The organism is Labrenzia sp. ATLA3 (assembly GCF_057180185.1).
Genome location: NZ_JBXUKV010000006.1, coordinates 68,596 through 83,780, shown reverse-complemented (window position 1 = coordinate 83,780; position 15,185 = coordinate 68,596). Strand labels below are relative to the sequence as shown.

At 59.2% G+C, this 15,185-nt stretch carries 12 protein-coding genes; 5 read left to right on the top strand and 7 right to left on the bottom strand.

Going from position 1 to position 15,185, the window contains the following annotated elements:
- Positions 1–149: 149 nt before the first annotated feature.
- The 3 genes from AC2A6O_RS17100 to AC2A6O_RS17090 form a co-directional block, all read right to left on the bottom strand.
- Positions 150–1,838, bottom strand: a complete 1,689-nt coding sequence (locus tag AC2A6O_RS17100; protein ID WP_498928872.1) for a methyl-accepting chemotaxis protein — start codon at positions 1,836–1,838, stop codon at positions 150–152.
- A 250-nt stretch (positions 1,839–2,088) separates the two neighbouring features.
- On the bottom strand, positions 2,089–3,240 hold the full coding sequence (locus tag AC2A6O_RS17095) for a L,D-transpeptidase family protein (RefSeq protein ID WP_498928870.1): 1,152 nt from the start codon (positions 3,238–3,240) through the stop codon (positions 2,089–2,091).
- A gap of 317 nt (positions 3,241–3,557) precedes the next feature.
- Positions 3,558–4,889, bottom strand: a complete 1,332-nt coding sequence (locus AC2A6O_RS17090; protein ID WP_498928868.1) for a dihydroorotase — start codon at positions 4,887–4,889, stop codon at positions 3,558–3,560.
- Between the two features lie 195 nt (positions 4,890–5,084).
- Here AC2A6O_RS17090 and ygfZ point away from each other — a divergent pair, with 195 nt between their 5' ends.
- From ygfZ to AC2A6O_RS17065, 5 genes are all read left to right on the top strand, one after another.
- Positions 5,085–5,999, top strand: coding sequence for a CAF17-like 4Fe-4S cluster assembly/insertion protein YgfZ (gene ygfZ / locus AC2A6O_RS17085; protein ID WP_498928866.1), 915 nt, complete (start codon positions 5,085–5,087; stop codon positions 5,997–5,999).
- Between the two features lie 23 nt (positions 6,000–6,022).
- Positions 6,023–6,685: a YfbR-like 5'-deoxynucleotidase gene (locus AC2A6O_RS17080; protein ID WP_498928864.1), complete on the top strand. Its 663-nt coding sequence runs from the start codon at positions 6,023–6,025 to the stop codon at positions 6,683–6,685.
- A 54-nt stretch (positions 6,686–6,739) separates the two neighbouring features.
- On the top strand, positions 6,740–7,246 hold the full coding sequence (locus AC2A6O_RS17075) for a tyrosine phosphatase family protein (protein ID WP_148585083.1): 507 nt from the start codon (positions 6,740–6,742) through the stop codon (positions 7,244–7,246).
- A gap of 20 nt (positions 7,247–7,266) precedes the next feature.
- Positions 7,267–8,298, top strand: coding sequence for an NUDIX hydrolase (locus AC2A6O_RS17070; RefSeq protein ID WP_498928861.1), 1,032 nt, complete (start codon positions 7,267–7,269; stop codon positions 8,296–8,298).
- 233 nt (positions 8,299–8,531) lie between these two features.
- A complete protein-coding gene (locus AC2A6O_RS17065) occupies positions 8,532–9,779 on the top strand; it encodes a cell wall hydrolase (protein ID WP_498928859.1) in 1,248 nt (415 codons plus the stop codon).
- Positions 9,780–10,431: 652 nt separating this feature from the next.
- Here the strand turns inward: AC2A6O_RS17065 and AC2A6O_RS17060 are convergent.
- The 4 genes from AC2A6O_RS17060 to AC2A6O_RS17045 all read right to left on the bottom strand — a co-directional run bounded on the left by AC2A6O_RS17060 (position 10,432) and on the right by AC2A6O_RS17045 (position 15,170).
- Positions 10,432–11,949, bottom strand: coding sequence for a malonate--CoA ligase (locus tag AC2A6O_RS17060; protein ID WP_498928857.1), 1,518 nt, complete (start codon positions 11,947–11,949; stop codon positions 10,432–10,434).
- 91 nt (positions 11,950–12,040) lie between these two features.
- A complete protein-coding gene (locus tag AC2A6O_RS17055; RefSeq protein WP_498928855.1) occupies positions 12,041–13,306 on the bottom strand; it encodes a malonyl-CoA decarboxylase in 1,266 nt (421 codons plus the stop codon).
- Positions 13,306–14,622 (bottom strand): TRAP transporter large permease, encoded by a 1,317-nt coding sequence (locus AC2A6O_RS17050; protein WP_148585093.1) that lies wholly within the window; start codon positions 14,620–14,622, stop codon positions 13,306–13,308. The genes AC2A6O_RS17055 and AC2A6O_RS17050 overlap by 1 nt, the downstream gene beginning before the upstream one ends.
- On the bottom strand, positions 14,622–15,170 hold the full coding sequence (locus AC2A6O_RS17045; protein WP_148585095.1) for a TRAP transporter small permease: 549 nt from the start codon (positions 15,168–15,170) through the stop codon (positions 14,622–14,624). The genes AC2A6O_RS17050 and AC2A6O_RS17045 overlap by 1 nt, the downstream gene beginning before the upstream one ends.
- Positions 15,171–15,185 lie beyond the last annotated feature (15 nt).

The window sequence follows — 15,185 nt, the reverse complement described above, 5'->3', positions numbered from 1 at the left end:
TCGAGCCGTCATCCGGACAATAAAACGGTCGGCGGACACTGGCCAATCCGGTTCTGGTCTAACTTCCCTTGTCGGGACGGACACCTGAAAGCACACAAAAAAGACCCCCGCAAATGCGGGGGCCTTGATGCATTATTACCGAAAGCTGATCAGGCTGCGGACTGTGTCCGTACGCCGTCCAGGAACGCTGCAACCTGACCCTTCAGGGTCTTGGCGTTTTCTTCGAGCTGGCGTGCAGAGACATCGACTGTTTCCGCATTGTGACGGGTGCTTTCAGCCGCCAGGGAGACGCTCTCGATGCTGTTGGTCACTTCCACCGTGCTCCGGGATGCTTCTGTCGCATTCTCAGCGATTTCCTGCGTCGCCACACCTTGTTCTTCAACCGCCGAAGAAATCGACTGTGCGATTTCGTTCATGCTGTTGATGATCTGCGTCACGGACGAGATTGCATTCGCAGCGGACTGGGTTTCGCCCTGAATTGCCGAGATCTGGCTGGAGATTTCCTCGGTTGCCTTCGACGTCTGGGTGGCAAGTTCCTTGACCTCGGCAGCAACGACAGCAAAGCCCTTGCCGGCTTCGCCTGCGCGCGCTGCCTCGATCGTTGCGTTCAGGGCCAGAAGGTTCGTCTGTTCGGCAATTGCCTGAATCAGGGTCACCACTTCGCCGATACGCCCGGCTGCTTCGGAGAGACCGTTCATCCGCTCGTTGGTGGCACGGGCTTCAGAAGCTGCCTGGGAGGCGATCTCGCTGGAGGATTGTACCTGACGCCGGATTTCGTTCACCGATGCCGAAAGCTCTTCCGCAGCCGCGGCAACCGTTTCCACGTTGCGGGCGGCCTGAGAGGAGGCGTTTGAGACGAGGCCACTCTGGGACGTCGTCTGTTCCGCGCCGTTGGTCATTTCCTCCGATGCGCTCTGCAGACGGCTGACCGAACCTTCGATGATGTTCATCATCTCCATGATCTGGCGATCGAACTCGGCACTCATGCGCTGGATTTCCTCACCACGCTGCGCAGCCTGTTCCTGGTTGGCCAGCTGTTCTTCTTCAAGCTGCTTGCGCGTGTTCTCGTTGCGCACGAAGACCTCCATGGCGGATGCCATCTGGCCGATTTCGTCCCCGCGGTCGGTTCCCACGACCTCAATGGAACTGTTGCCTTCCGCAAGACTGTTCATGTTGTCGGTAAGGGCCTTGATCGGGCGGCTGATACTGCGGATCGTGAAAAAGGCAACGAAACCCGCAACGAGCGCACCGATGGCAGACACAGCGATCATTACAATGGCGGCGCTCCAATACGCAGCGTCAAGATCATCCACATAGACACCGCTGCCGACGTACCAACCCCAGGGAGCGAAAAGCTCGCTCCATGCGTGCTTGGGATAGACCTCGTCCCCGGTCTTCTTCCTGGTCTGATATTGAATATAGGCGCCGCCGGCGTCGCCTGCCTTGATCAGTTCTCTCGTGATATAGACGCCATCCGGGTCGACGTTGTCCCAGCGATTATCTCCGACAATCTCGGAGCGCGGGTGGACCAGCAGCGTTCCTTTCTTGTCATAGACGAAAATATAGCCGTTACCGCTGAACTGCATTCCGCCGATGGCAACCGCTGCACGCTGTCTGGCTTCCTCTTCGGTCAGAGTACCAGCCACGGCCATATCATTGTACCGTTTCGCTATCGCGATCGCAGACTGGTCGATGTTCTTGATACTCAGGAGACGCTCATCGAGCATTCCTTTGTGAAGGGAATTCAGGCTGATAATTGCGACCAGAACGGTGAAGGCGAAAACAGTCACTGCCGGAATGGCAATTTTCCAGGTCAGTGGAATGCTGTTGTATTTCATCTGACGTACCTCTGAGGAAACTAACTGAGGGTACTTCTGAAGCATTATTGTAAATTTTCCGTGAGCCTGTCACATTTAACAATGTCGATACACGCCATAATTGATCAATTTGCCTTCAATACTATAGGTTTTAACTTCTACTGCCACAATCTGAAGTATACCGCGCCTGCTGATCGGTAACGGCAGAATGAAAAAGGCCCCCGCGAGAGCGGGGGCCTGACACTTGTCCAGCACGTCGGGAAATCTGAACCTAGCGGGTGATCACCACAAAGTCGGTTCCAAGGCCGGTGTTGCGGGTGAAGTTGCGGTCTGTAACCGTCAGGGACGAGCCCGGAGTCAGCATCTTCGAAACTTCAAGTCCCACCTTCCTGGACATCTCGATCCGGTCGAGAACTTCCATTGAAGATCCGCCACGTTCCCCTTCCGCGGAAACCGCGATCCAGTCAACGGACGTGTCACCCGGTTTGAAATCCATCGCGGTGAAAACGTGTGTTCCGATTTCCTGATCGATATCCTTGATCGTGACCTGTGCGGAATATACATCGCGGAACTTGCGGCGGATCCGCAACGTGGCGTTCTGCGGTTCTTCGTAGCCGGCGTCGGCACGAATGCGGGTTTCAAGCGCATCGGTCAAATGACCGGTGACCGGCAAGTCGGCGCCTTCCTGATACAGGCTGATGGCTGCCCGGGTCTTGCGGCCCATGACACCGTCTTCCGGACCGGCATTGAAGCCCATCTGGTTGAGCAGTTGCTGCAGCACCTGCACACGGCTCGGTGCTTTCTGCGGCGTGATGATCATCCGCAGCGGCAAGTCGAAATACGGGTTTTCCGGCTGGACCGCAGGCAGATTGGCCTGCAAAGGCGCTTCCTGAATGGCTCCACGCAGAGCCGGATCAGACGCGATGGTCTCGTCCGTCAGGCTCGCGACCTCGGTTTCCGGCACGTAGGGCTGAGGCAGCACCGCGTGATGTACTCCGAGCGGATTTGCCTCTCCCCTGGTCACGACAACATGCATGCCGCGCTCGGTCATGCTGTAAAGCGACCGCGCAAAGGCTTTGGGCAGCCGAATGCAGCCGTGAGAAGCCGGATAGCCGGGCAGCCTGCCGACATGCAGAGCAATGCCTGACCATGTCAGCCGCTGCATGAACGGCATCGGCGCATCGTTGTAGAGATTGGAAAAGTGCTTGCGCTTCTTTTCCAGAATGGAAAACACGCCAGTAGGTGTGCTGTGTCCGCGCTTTCCGGAAGAAATCGACGAAATCTCGATCAGATCCAGGCCGCGGTAGACCTTGATTTTCTGTTCGTCCAGCGAAACGAGCATGTGCAATGGCGGCTCGCTTGCGGCATCCGCTTCCGGAGCGCCGTCGCGCGCAAAGGCCGTCGACATGACGGCGACTGACATAACTGCGGCACCGGTGAGGCTGAGCAGCGAACGTGTGCGCCTGCTCCGGCTATTTTTTTTCAATGACAACATCCCTGAGCTCCCCAACGCAAAAACCCATAAAGCTCGATTAAAACTGTACCCAACATCTGTGTAGATCGGGTTAGGAAACACGGTTACTTATTGGTTTCCTTCCACCTTTCAGCCGCAAGGTCGCACACTAGCTATCTCGCCGCTGTTATTCACATCACATTTTGTAAAGTTAGCAGACGCTACGTGAACTGGGCCTGAACAGGGAGAACAGCCCCTCACGTCACAGATTTTCAGGAACGGCTTTTTCAGGCTTTCAGTGCGTCAAGGAAGCGGACGGCTTCACCGCGCGAGGGTGCCGCCAGTTCACCATCCCACATGACGCGCTGCCCACGGACGACCGTGCCAACCGGCCAGCCGGTGACCTCCTTGCCGTCATAGGGCGTCCAGCCGCATTTGGAGGCAATCCACTCGTTGCGGATGGTTTCCTTGCGCTTCATGTCGACCACCGTGAAGTCGGCATCGTAGCCGACGGCGATCCGGCCCTTGCGCGCAGTCTGGAAGAGACGGGCCGGGCCCGCACTGGTCATGTCGACGAAACGTGCAAGGCTGAGACGGCCTGCATTGATGTGATCCAGCATGATCGGTACCAGCGTCTGCACACCGGTCATGCCAGACGGCGAAGCCGGATAGGGCTTCTGTTTTTCTTCCAGCAGATGCGGCGCATGATCTGAGCCGAAAATGTCGAGAATGCCCTGCTCCAGTGCCCACCACAGGCGTTCAGAATGACGTGGGGCACGCACCGGCGGGTTCATCTGAACCAGCGTGCCCAGCCGGTGGTAGGCTTCGTCCGTCAGCGTCAGATGGTGCGGGGTGACCTCAATCGAGGCAACGTCCTTGTGGTCGATGAGGAAATCCACCTCTTCCGCCGTCGACAGATGCAGAATGTGGATCTTCGCGCCGGTTTCGCGCGCGATGCCCACCAGCCGCTGGGTGCACTGGAGAGCTGCGATCTCGTCGCGCCAGATCGGATGGGAACTCGGGTCACCTTCAACACGCTCACCCTGGCGTTCCCGCAGGCGGAACTCGTCTTCGGAGTGGAAGGCTGCCCGGCGGCGGGTCACGGACAGGATTTCCTTCACGCCCTTGTCGTCTTCCACCAGAAGATCACCGGTGGAAGACCCCATGAACACCTTTATACCCGCCGCAGCCGGCAGACGTTCCAGTTCGGGAATATCCCTGGCGTTGTCCCGCGTTCCGCCGACCCAGAAGGCAAAGTCACAGTGCATGCGGTGATGACCGCGACGCACCTTGTCGGCAAGGGCCGCTTCCGAAGTCGTCAGCGGATTGGTGTTCGGCATTTCGAAGACCGCGGTGACACCGCCCATGACGGCAGCACGAGAGCCGGACTCCAGGTCTTCCTTATGGTCGAGACCTGGCTCGCGAAAATGCACCTGGGTGTCCATGACGCCGGGAAGAACATGCAGGCCCGTGCAATCGACCGTTTCGCCGGCCTGTGAGGCGTCGAAGGAGCCGATGCCCGCAATGCGGCCATCGCGAACAGCAACATCACGCTGTCCCGCGCCATCCTGATTGACAACGGTTCCGCCCTTCAGGATCAGGTCATAGGTCGCGCTCATGTGGCTCCTCCGCATTCATTCGGGTCTATCGGCAGGTCGGTTTATCGGGCTTATACGCGGCCCGGCGGCAAAGGGCCAGACAGAGGCCAACAGATTCAGAACCTTGCCCACGGTTGGCAAAGCGCTTATGTGCCACTCAAGTGAAACTGGCCAGACAATGTGTCTGAAACAGCCATCTTGTTCATGGAGCCTGCCGTGCCGACCTTGTCCTACGCCCATCTGTCCGACCGCTCGCTGATCCGTGTTGGAGGCGCAGATGCACAGCATTTTCTGCAAAATCTGGTCACGGCTGACATCGACGGCATGGTGGAAGGCGGTGCAAGCGCCTGTGCCCTGCTGACACCCCAGGGCAAAATCCTGTTCGACTTCCTGATCTACCGGCAGGAAGGCAGCTATCTGCTGGATGTACCTTCCGCAACCGCCGCCGATTTTCTGAAACGGCTGACTTTCTACCGGTTGCGAGCGAAGGTGGACCTGGAGATGCTGCCGGAGGACTTTGGCGTGATCGCCCAGTGGGATGACACTGCGAACGCAGGCGAGGTTCCGGACAGTGATTTGGAGGGTGCTCTTGCTGAGGTCACCGACCCGCGCCTGCCGGCACTCGGCAAGCGCATTGCAGGTCCTGTCGCGGATCTTGCCCCGAAACTCCACGCCACGGCTGCGGACCTTGCCGCCTATGACCGTCACCGCATTTCAATGGGTGTGCCGGAGGGTCTGAAAGACTTCGACTATTCGGATATCTTCCCGCATGACGCCGATCTCGACCAGCTTGGCGGCGTTTCCTTTTCCAAGGGGTGTTACGTCGGGCAGGAAGTCGTTTCGCGCGTGCATCACCGGGGTACTGCCCGCAAGCGGTTCGTTCAGATCGAAAGCAGCGCTGCGCTTGGGGAAAAAGGCACCGACATCACGGCCGATGGCAAATCCGCAGGCGTCCTCGGCTCCAGTGCCGTGACCGAAGACGGCGCTGTGGGCCTTGCGCTTCTGCGCCTTGACAAGGTTGCCCAAGCCAAGGACAACGGCTCTCCTTTGAAATGCGGTGACACGGAGATTCTGGTCAAGCTGCCCGACTGGGCTTCCTTTTCCTTGCCGGAACCGAACACCGCGGACTGAAACCGCGAGCCCCTTGAGAACCGATGGCCTCTGCCCGAACCGACCAGCCCCCGCGCGCCTGGCAGCGCATGTTGTCCGGCAGACGGCTCAATCTTCTGGACCCCTCGCCGCTTGACGTCGAGATTTCCGACATCGCCCATGGCCTTGCCCGTGTCGCCCGCTGGAACGGCCAGACCTACGGCAATCACGCCTTCTCGGTCGCTGAACATTCGCTGATCGTCGAAGACATCGCCTTGATGCTGAAACCCGACCTGCCACCGCACTGGCGACTGGCCGTTCTGCTTCACGATGCACCGGAATATGTCATCGGCGACATGATTTCTCCGTTCAAATCCGTGATCGGCGAAGCCTACAAGGGAGTGGAATCGCGTCTGCAGGCGGCCATCCACGTTCGGTTCGGCCTTCCTGCGGCCATACCGATGACCGTGAAGAAGCTCGCCAAGCGCGCGGACATCATCTGTGCCTATTTCGAGGCTGTGGAACTGGCCGGTTTCGAGGAAAACGAAGCGGCGAAGATTTTCGGCAAACCGCGCGGTTTTCCACTCGATGCCGACGGCAAGTTGCGCTATGGCCTCGAGCCTTTGCCGGTGAAAACTGCCCAGGAAATGTTCATGCAGCGCTTCGACGAGATCGAAGCCCTGCGCGAAGCTGGGAACAATGCAAAAAGCAAGCAATCAAACGGGTGACCTTGCCCGCGAATGACCCTAGTTTAGTGGCAGAAACTAAGAACCGGTCCTGTCATGCTGCACGTCTGCTCCCTATCGAAATTACCTGAAACGGTGGCCAACACGGGCGCCAAGTCCGTGATCACGCTGATCAACGCGGAAATGAACGTGCCGACCCCGGCTGGCATCTTGCCGGAGCGGCATCTGTCGCTTGCGTTCAACGACATTGTCAGCCCGGTGCAGGGGCTGGTGCCGGCCAGCGAACGGCATGTGGCGGCGTTTCTGTCGTTCGTGAATTCCTGGGACCGGCAGGCGCCGCTGGTCATCCATTGCTGGGCGGGGATCAGCCGCTCCACGGCCGGTGCCTACGTGGCTGCCTGTTCGCTCAATCCGGACGCGGACGAAGAGCATCTAGCGAAAATCCTGAGGCAACGCTCGCCTTCGGCCACGCCAAACGCCCGGATCGTTGCCATTGGCGACAAACTTCTCGGCCGCGACGGCCGCATGATCGACGCCATCCGTGGCATCGGCCGCGGTGCCAATGCCTTTGAAGGCACCCCCTTTGTCATGCCGATCGACTGACCGCCCACCACGGAGACCCAATGCCCCACCGGCAAGCCAATATTGAAATCGGATTGAATGCCGTCATCGTATCGGTTGCAGGGGGCCTGCCGCAGATCGTCCATGTGAACGACGCAAAGCAGACTGGCCAGGTAACGGGCGCAGACAGTGGAGCAAATACCTCTTCAGAAGCAGCGCTCGACAGCCTGCCCTTTGGACCGTTCGATCCGATCCGTCACCGTACCTTCGAAATCGGCCTTCGGTCCTGGGTGGAAAACCAGACCGCACTGAGGCTTGGGTATGTGGAACAGCTCTATACCTTCGGCGACCGGGGCCGACACCGGGTTACCGGCGACGAGGGCCCGCACGTGGTTTCGGTGGGATATCTGGCGTTGACCCGCCAGACCCCGGATTCGGAGAGCATGTTGTCGCGGCATGATTCGGCATGGCGGTCCTGGTACGACTATTTTCCCTGGGAGGACTGGCGCACCGGACGGCCTGATGTCCTGGATCGGGACATCCTGCCGGCGCTCGACCTGTGGGCCAATGAACCGCCACCATCTGGCGAGCCGCCCAAACCACTCGGACGTCAGGAGCGGGTGCGGCTGGCCTTTGGCACGGGCGGAACCTCCTGGGATGAAGAACGGGCGCTGGAGCGGTTCGAGCTTCTCTATGAAGCGGGTCTTGTCGAGGAAGCGCGGACCGATGGACGGCCTGCGGCCCTGCGCCGGTCCGACCTGCCCTTCCTTGGCGCGTCGATGCGCTTCGACCACCGCCGGGTGCTGGCAACGGCCATTTCCCGACTGCGCGGCAAGCTGAAATACCGGCCGGTGATATTCGAACTGATGCCTGAAACCTTCACCCTGACCGAACTTCAAACTTCGGTCGAGGCCATTTCGGGACGGCATCTGCACAAGCAGAATTTCCGGCGTCTGGTGGAAAATGCCGACCTTGTCGAACCGACCGGCGCAACATCGACCGCGACTGGTGGCCGCCCGGCAGCGCTCTTCCGGTTCCGTCATCAGCTTTTGAGCGAGCGGCCTGCGCCCGGGCTCCGCGTCGGGGGTCGCTGACGGCTTTCCGCCCTTTATTGCCGGCCGTCACGGAAGTTAATTCCTTAGTAATATTAACCATAACGCACCCCTCCGGTGCGAAAACTTCCACGATTTTCCACGAATTCCAGTCTTATTAACGCTCTTTCAAGGTTAAGCGGACATCTTCAATTCCAGCGTCGTTGTTTACACAGCGTTCACGCTGTTCGTCCGGCGTTTCGGGACGATGTGTAACGAGTTGGAGTTGGCTGCGTATGTCTGGCCTTAAGTCCCGCAACGTAAAGCGGTTTTCTTCTAAAGTGACACAGGATTTCGGCCCGGTCCGTGCGCGAATGCGCCGGCTCAAATACGTGCTTGTGGCCTGTCCCCTGGTCTGGCTCGGTATCGGCGGATCGGTTGGAAATCAGGACATCTTCGCGCTCGTCAATACGCGCAAGGCAGAATCGCCGCGCTGGATGATGTATCTTGAGCCTGCGAATTTCACCACCAAGATTTCGCCGAAACTGGCGCTCGGCACAACACCGGTGCCGGACTACACCTCATCGCCGGTCCTGACGCTGACCTCCGCAGACGATGACTTTGAAGCGCGGCCGATTGTCGGTCTTGACGAAGTTACCTTAAGCTCCCGTCCGACCGAAATTCCTGACAAGATCCTGACCAACAGCTCCGCCAAAAGCGACCGCTTGATCACGATGGCGCCGGATCGCCAGATGGTCGAGAGGGCCTCCGGCAACCTTTATTCCATGTCCAGCCTCATCTCGACGGAAAAGAAACATGAGGATCTGCCGCGCGTGGCCTTCGTGAAGGCACAGCCGCTCAACTCTCAAGAAACCAGCATGCTGGCCGGCCATGGCCAGGATGGTTTCCCGGAAGACGGGCCGCTGGATTTGCAAAAGGTGATGATGGCGCGCAATGCGGCGGCTGCCAGCTTCTCGCTCGTTTCCGCCTACGCCCCCGACAGCGTGAAGGAAACAAAAGAACCCTTCGATGCCCTGTTCGGCGCTGCAATGTATGAGCAGGAACTGCCGCCACCGGAAGACCCCGAAAATCCGCATTGGTGGGCCCAAAAGCCGCTGCCGCTTTCCGTTGGAAGCAAGAAAGAGCAGCGCTGCCTGGCCGAGGCCATCTACTTTGAGGCGCGCGGTGAAAGCGAAGACGGCCAGGTGGCCGTGGCGCAGGTCGTGCTGAACCGGGTCAAGAACCCGGCCTATCCGGACAGTATCTGCGGCGTCGTTTACCAGAACCAGCACAAGCGCAACCGCTGCCAGTTCTCCTTTGCCTGCGACGGCATCAAGGACCGCATTTCCAGTCCGGTTGCCTGGGCAACGGCGCAGAAGCTGGCCAGGCAAGTGACCGACGGCAAGCGCTATTCCAAGATGGTTGACGCCTCGACGCACTATCACGCGACCTATGTCAAACCGCGGTGGGCGAAATCCATGTCCAAACGCGGCCAGGTCGGCTTGCACATCTTCTACAAGACCTACGCCGGCGGCTGGAACTGATCCAGCCGCCCTGGGGCTTCTTTCCACGGCCCTCTCCTGGCTGCGACTGCAAAGGCGTCCTAATTTGCGGCCCCTCCTTCGAGGCAGCGCTTCGCGCTTCCTCAGGATGAGGTTGAGAGGAGGCGAGCATGGATCAGATTTCTACAGACATCTGTAAACACCGAACCTCATCCTGAGGAGGATCATCAGGTCCGTCTCGAAGGATGGGCCGCTTGTCCGGGCATCCGCAGCAAACCGCGTGTTCCTTCCCTATCGACCACTCGACTTGAAGACGTTGGTCACCACATAGGTCGCCAGATTGGCGATGAAGACCATATCGAGCAGATCGAGGTTCAGAAGGATTACCTTCTTCCGGGCCAGACATTCGAAGCTCTGGATCGCGTCGTGGGTATCGACGAAAAAGGTGATGAGAAACAGGGCATGGCAATGCTGAGCCCCGACAGGATCGGGACCTGAGCATAGCGGGTCAGCCTGATGACCGGGTCGCTTGCCGGACTTTTCGGTCTTGGTTCTGCGGTTCGCCCATGATGATCGCCCCGAATGATCTTCTTCAGAGCCGGCACGCGTTTAAACGGCAAACCAAACCGGAAAGCCCACCCGCAAAGCACAAACCCGGCAAGCTTCTGGAGCGTGCCGGGTCATGTGCGTGGTCTCAAGCGGTGGCGAAAGTATCCTTGAACTGTTCACGCAGGATGTTTTTCTGGACCTTGCCCATGGTGTTACGGGGCAGACTGTCGATCAGAACGAGCTTTCTCGGATGCTTGAAACGGGCCAGCGACGTTCCGGTGACAGCCATGATCGCGTCCAGGTCCGGCGCCTGATCGCCATCGGGCACCACGAGGCCCAGCACCGTTTCGCCGAAATCCGAATGCGGCACGCCTATGACGGCGCTTTCGCGCACGCCCGGCTGGTCATCCAGGATCAGTTCGATCTCCTTCGGGTAGATGTTGTAGCCACCTGAAATGATCAGGTCCTTGTTGCGCCCGACGATATGCACGTAGCCATCGGCGTCGATCATCCCGAGATCGCCGGTGATGAAGAAACCGTCCTGGCGCAATTCCGCCGCCGTCTTGTCCGGCATCTGCCAGTAGCCCTTGAAAACGTTCGGCCCGCGCACCTCTATCTGACCGACCGTTCCGGCCGGCAGCGTGTTGCCCGTGTCCGGATCTGTGATCTTCAGTTCAACGCCCGGCAGCGGAAAACCGACTGTCCCGGCACGGCGTTCGCCCTCATAGGGATTGGAGGTGTTCATGTTGGTTTCGGTCATGCCATAGCGTTCCAGGATCCGGTGACCGGTCCGCTCCTCGAACTGCCGGTGCGTATCGGCAAGAAGCGGTGCGCTTCCGGAAATGAACAGCCGCATGCCCTTGGTCAGCTCCGACGTAAAGCGGTCATCCTGAAGCAGGCGGGTATAGAAGGTCGGCACGCCCATCATCGTCGTTGCCTTCGGCATCAGGCCGATCATGGCATCAAGATCGAATTTCGGCAGGAACAGGATCGCGCCACCGGCCATCAACGAAACGTTGGTCGCAACAAAGAGACCATGCGTGTGGAAAATCGGCAGGGCATGCAACAGCACGTCTTTGTCGGTGAAGCGCCAGAGATCTGCCAGAGCCTCGGCATTCGACAGGAGGTTGGCCTGTGTCAGCATCGCTCCCTTGGAGCGTCCGGTGGTACCGGAAGTGTACAGGAACGCCGCCAGATCGTCGGGTGCGCGTTTTACCGTTTCAAACTCTGACGGCTTTGCCTTGGCCTGATCGGTCAACGAACCGGACCCATCGGCATTGAGCGTTTCGAGACGGGCGCCGAGCTGGGAGGTCACAGGTTCCAGCAAGGTCTTGCTGCCGCCGTCGCAGACCACGGTTTTGGCACCGCTGTTTTCGATAAAGTAGCTGAGTTCATCGACTGTATAGGCCGTGTTCAGCGGCAAAAACACGATACCCGCCTGCGCACAGGCCGCATAAAGTGCCAGCGCTGTCGCGGATTTTTCAACCTGGGCTGCCAGCCGATCACCAGCCACCATGCCGTTGCCGGTCAGAACGTGAGCAATTTGCGCCGCGCTTTCGAGAAACGCCGCGTGGGTCAGGATGGAGCCGTCCTGAAAGATCAGAAAGGGAGTGTTCTTGCCGGCGTGCTTTCCGAAAAGTTGGTCGTAAAGTGGGTTTGTCATTTATGGGGCTCCTGGATCAGCAGGCATTCAATCTTACCTCGCAAGGCCAAAAAGCTGATCGATTCTATAGTGTTAGAGATACTTAACCGCATCAATTGGGTGCGGAAAGCTCTAATGCGAGGGCTTTGTCTCCAGCGGTGCTGAGGGATTTGATTTCAGATGAGGCGGCGACTGTCTGCGAGGAAGCGAACCTTTCATGGTTCTGCATGACCTTCTCCAGATCGTAGAGGTAATTGACCATCACACCGGCGGATTGCTTCAGCCCCTTGTCCGACAGATCCGCCCCGGCATGCACCTGATGAACGAGCGCGCCATTGCCAAGGTGGAAGCGGGCAACAGGGTCGAGCGGCAGACCGTCCTTGCGTTTTGCGGTCATCAGATAGCGGGCTGCATGCTTGCGCAGGCTTTCCCCATCGGCGGCGGCGTGGTCAATGCCCTTACTGTCCAGCCAGCGCACCAGCCCCGGGATCGGCGACAAGGTGACAAAGGTCTTGAGCTTGGGCAGTTCCAGCGACAGATCCGCGGCAACCTGCTTGATGAGCGAGTTGCCGAAGGAAATGCCGGCAAGGCCCGCCTGGCAGTTGGAGATCGAATAAAAAACCGCCGTATCTGCCCTGTCTGCCTCGATCTGGGTCCGGTTTTCGGCAAGGAGGTCCTGGATCGAACCCGGTACTCCTTTTGTCAGAGCAACTTCCACAAAGATCAGCGGTTCATCGGGCATCGCCGGATGCAGAAACGCGAAGCAGCGTCTGTCGACAGGCTCCAGCCTGCGACGAAGATCGCTCCAGCTGTCGATCGCATGAACGGCTTCATAGGCAATGATCTTGTCCAGCAGCTGGGCGGGGCTTTCCCAGTTGATCGGCCGCAGCACCAGGAAACCGCGATTGAACCAGCTGGCGAACAGATGCCGGAAATCCAGATCGAGCGCCTGCAGAGAATCGTCGCCCTTGCTCAGCCGCAGCAGATCCTCGCGCATGCCGACCAGAAGCCGGGTTGCGTCGGGAATCTGATTGAGCCGCCGGATCAGCTCCTGCCGGGGCGGTTCGACCGCCTCCATGAATTCGCGGTAGCTCGCCTTCGATTGTCCCGTCTCGTAATGCTCCAGCGCCAAACGGACGGCGGGAACCGACACGGCAAGATCTTCGGCGAGATACCGGAAGAAAGCGCGCTTGTCCTCGTCGTTCAGTCCGCCGTACCGGGCGAGGATCTGCCGGGCAAGTTTTTGCCCGGAGACCTCTCCCGTTGCCCCGATCAGATCTGTCACGAGCGCTTCAAGCGGACGGTCATCCGCCTTGTCAGTCCCTTTCGAAAGGTATCTACGCTCGAAAACAGTCGTCAGCAGGTCGGCCAGGAACATCAACGTGCTTCTCCCATCACTACATCCGGCAGCCATGTGGCCAGTTCCGGAAACAAACAGAGAATGACGATCGCCAGGAACATGCAGGCCACGAATGGCAGCGAGCCGGTGAGGATCGTCTTCAAGGAAATGTCAGGGGCAATGCCGTTGATCACGTAAAGGTTCAACCCGACCGGAGGAGAGATCAGACCGATCTCCATGTTGATGGTCAGGACAACCGCGAACCAGATCGGATCAAAGCCGGCGGTCGTGATGATCGGCAGCAGGATCGGTGCGGCCATCAGGATCACCGCAACGGGTGGCAGGAAGAAGCCGGCAATCAGCAGGAACATGTTGATCGCCGCCATCAGGATCCAGCGGTTCACCGCAAGGGTGCCGATCCATTCCGCAATCGCCTGGGTGATGAACAGCGACGACAGCATGTAGGAGAAGACACCGGCTGCGGCGATGATGAAGAGGATCATCACGCTTTCCCGCGTGCTGTCTCTCAACACGGTCCAGAGCAGCTTCGGGCTCCAGAGCCGGTAGACGATAACCGCGATCAGCAGGCACAGCAGCGCGCCGACCGCTGCGGTTTCCGACGGGGTCGCGATGCCGCCGTACATGGCATAGAGCACGCCGAGAATGATGATCATGAACGGCAGCACGCGCGGCAGGATTTCGAACTTCTCCGCCCAGCTGTAGTTGCCGGCGCTGAGCACGCTGGCATTGCCGCTGCGCCAGGTCGAATAGAGCGACCAGGCCATGAAAAGGCCCATCAGCATCAGGCCGGGAATGACGCCGGCCAGGAACAGACGCCCGATCGAGGTTTCCGTCGAAATGCCGTAGACGATCATGGTGACCGACGGCGGGATCAAGATACCGAGCGTTCCACCTGCAGCGATGGAGCCAGCGGCAACACCGTCCGGATAACCGCGCTTGCGCATTTCCGGAATGCCCATCTTGCCGATGGCCGCACAGGTGGCCGGTGAAGAGCCGGACATGGCGGCGAACAGCGCGCAGGCACCGAGGTTGGAGACCACCAGTCCGCCGGGGACCCGTGTCAACCAGCGTTCCAGCGCCTCGTAAAGATCCGCCCCTGCCCGCGTCGAGGCGATGGACGCGCCCATGATTATGAACATGGGGATCGACAGAAGCGCGAAGTTATCAAGTTTGCCGAACAGGATTTCCGGCATCAGTTCCAGCGACCGCATACCGTCGAACGCCAGCAGGAAACCTGCGGAGACGATCAATAGACCAATGGCCACGGAAATACCTGAGAAGAGAACAAGGATGGTGGCGACGGCCACCAGTACACCAAGCAGCAGAGGATCCATTATTTGTCCTCCAGACCGAAGGGTTTATCCACACCGGTGAGAACCGCGTAGAGGTCCGCCGCAAGTTGCAGCAACAGCAGTCCAAAGCCGACGGGGATCGAGAGATAGGGGATCCAGAGCCGGACGCCCCAGACCGTGTCGGAGGTCCAGCCTCTCGACCAGGCAAGGTGCCAGAATTCGAAGCCGTAAAAGAGCATCATCGCCATGACCAGCATCGAAACCGACAACGTGATGCAGGCCAGCACGAAGCGGGCCCGCAGCGACAGCCACAACGGAAACAGATCGACATTGACGTGGCCCCGGAGCCGCTGAACGTAAGGCAGGCCCACAAGGGTTGCGGCGATCACCAGATAGATGACCGTTTCCGTCTGCCAGACGGTGGAGGCATTGAGCACCAGGCGCACGAAAATCATCTGACACGTGACAACGACCGCGACGACGATCATCGTAGCCGAACACCAGCCCGCCACGGTCGAAATCGCGGCGACAAAGCGCAAGAAGGGATTGCTGCCGGCATGCGCAACTGCAGCCGTACTGTGGCCCGCCATGGGTCACTCCTTGAA

Bases quoted from the DNA above. Each gene is read 5' to 3' on its own strand.
- AC2A6O_RS17060 (WP_498928857.1), bottom strand. From the start codon at position 11,949: ATGACAAACCCACTTTACGACCAACTTTTCGGAAAGCACGCCGGCAAG.
- AC2A6O_RS17055 (WP_498928855.1), bottom strand. From the start codon at position 13,306: ATGTTCCTGGCCGACCTGCTGACGACTGTTTTCGAGCGTAGATACCTT.
- AC2A6O_RS17095 (WP_498928870.1), bottom strand. From the start codon at position 3,240: ATGTCAGTCGCCGTCATGTCGACGGCCTTTGCGCGCGACGGCGCTCCG.
- AC2A6O_RS17065 (WP_498928859.1), top strand. From the start codon at position 8,532: ATGTCTGGCCTTAAGTCCCGCAACGTAAAGCGGTTTTCTTCTAAAGTG.
- AC2A6O_RS17070 (WP_498928861.1), top strand. From the start codon at position 7,267: ATGCCCCACCGGCAAGCCAATATTGAAATCGGATTGAATGCCGTCATC.
- AC2A6O_RS17045 (WP_148585095.1), bottom strand. From the start codon at position 15,170: ATGGCGGGCCACAGTACGGCTGCAGTTGCGCATGCCGGCAGCAATCCC.
- AC2A6O_RS17090 (WP_498928868.1), bottom strand. From the start codon at position 4,889: ATGAGCGCGACCTATGACCTGATCCTGAAGGGCGGAACCGTTGTCAAT.
- AC2A6O_RS17080 (WP_498928864.1), top strand. From the start codon at position 6,023: ATGGCCTCTGCCCGAACCGACCAGCCCCCGCGCGCCTGGCAGCGCATG.
- AC2A6O_RS17100 (WP_498928872.1), bottom strand. From the start codon at position 1,838: ATGAAATACAACAGCATTCCACTGACCTGGAAAATTGCCATTCCGGCA.
- AC2A6O_RS17050 (WP_148585093.1), bottom strand. From the start codon at position 14,622: ATGGATCCTCTGCTGCTTGGTGTACTGGTGGCCGTCGCCACCATCCTT.
- AC2A6O_RS17075 (WP_148585083.1), top strand. From the start codon at position 6,740: ATGCTGCACGTCTGCTCCCTATCGAAATTACCTGAAACGGTGGCCAAC.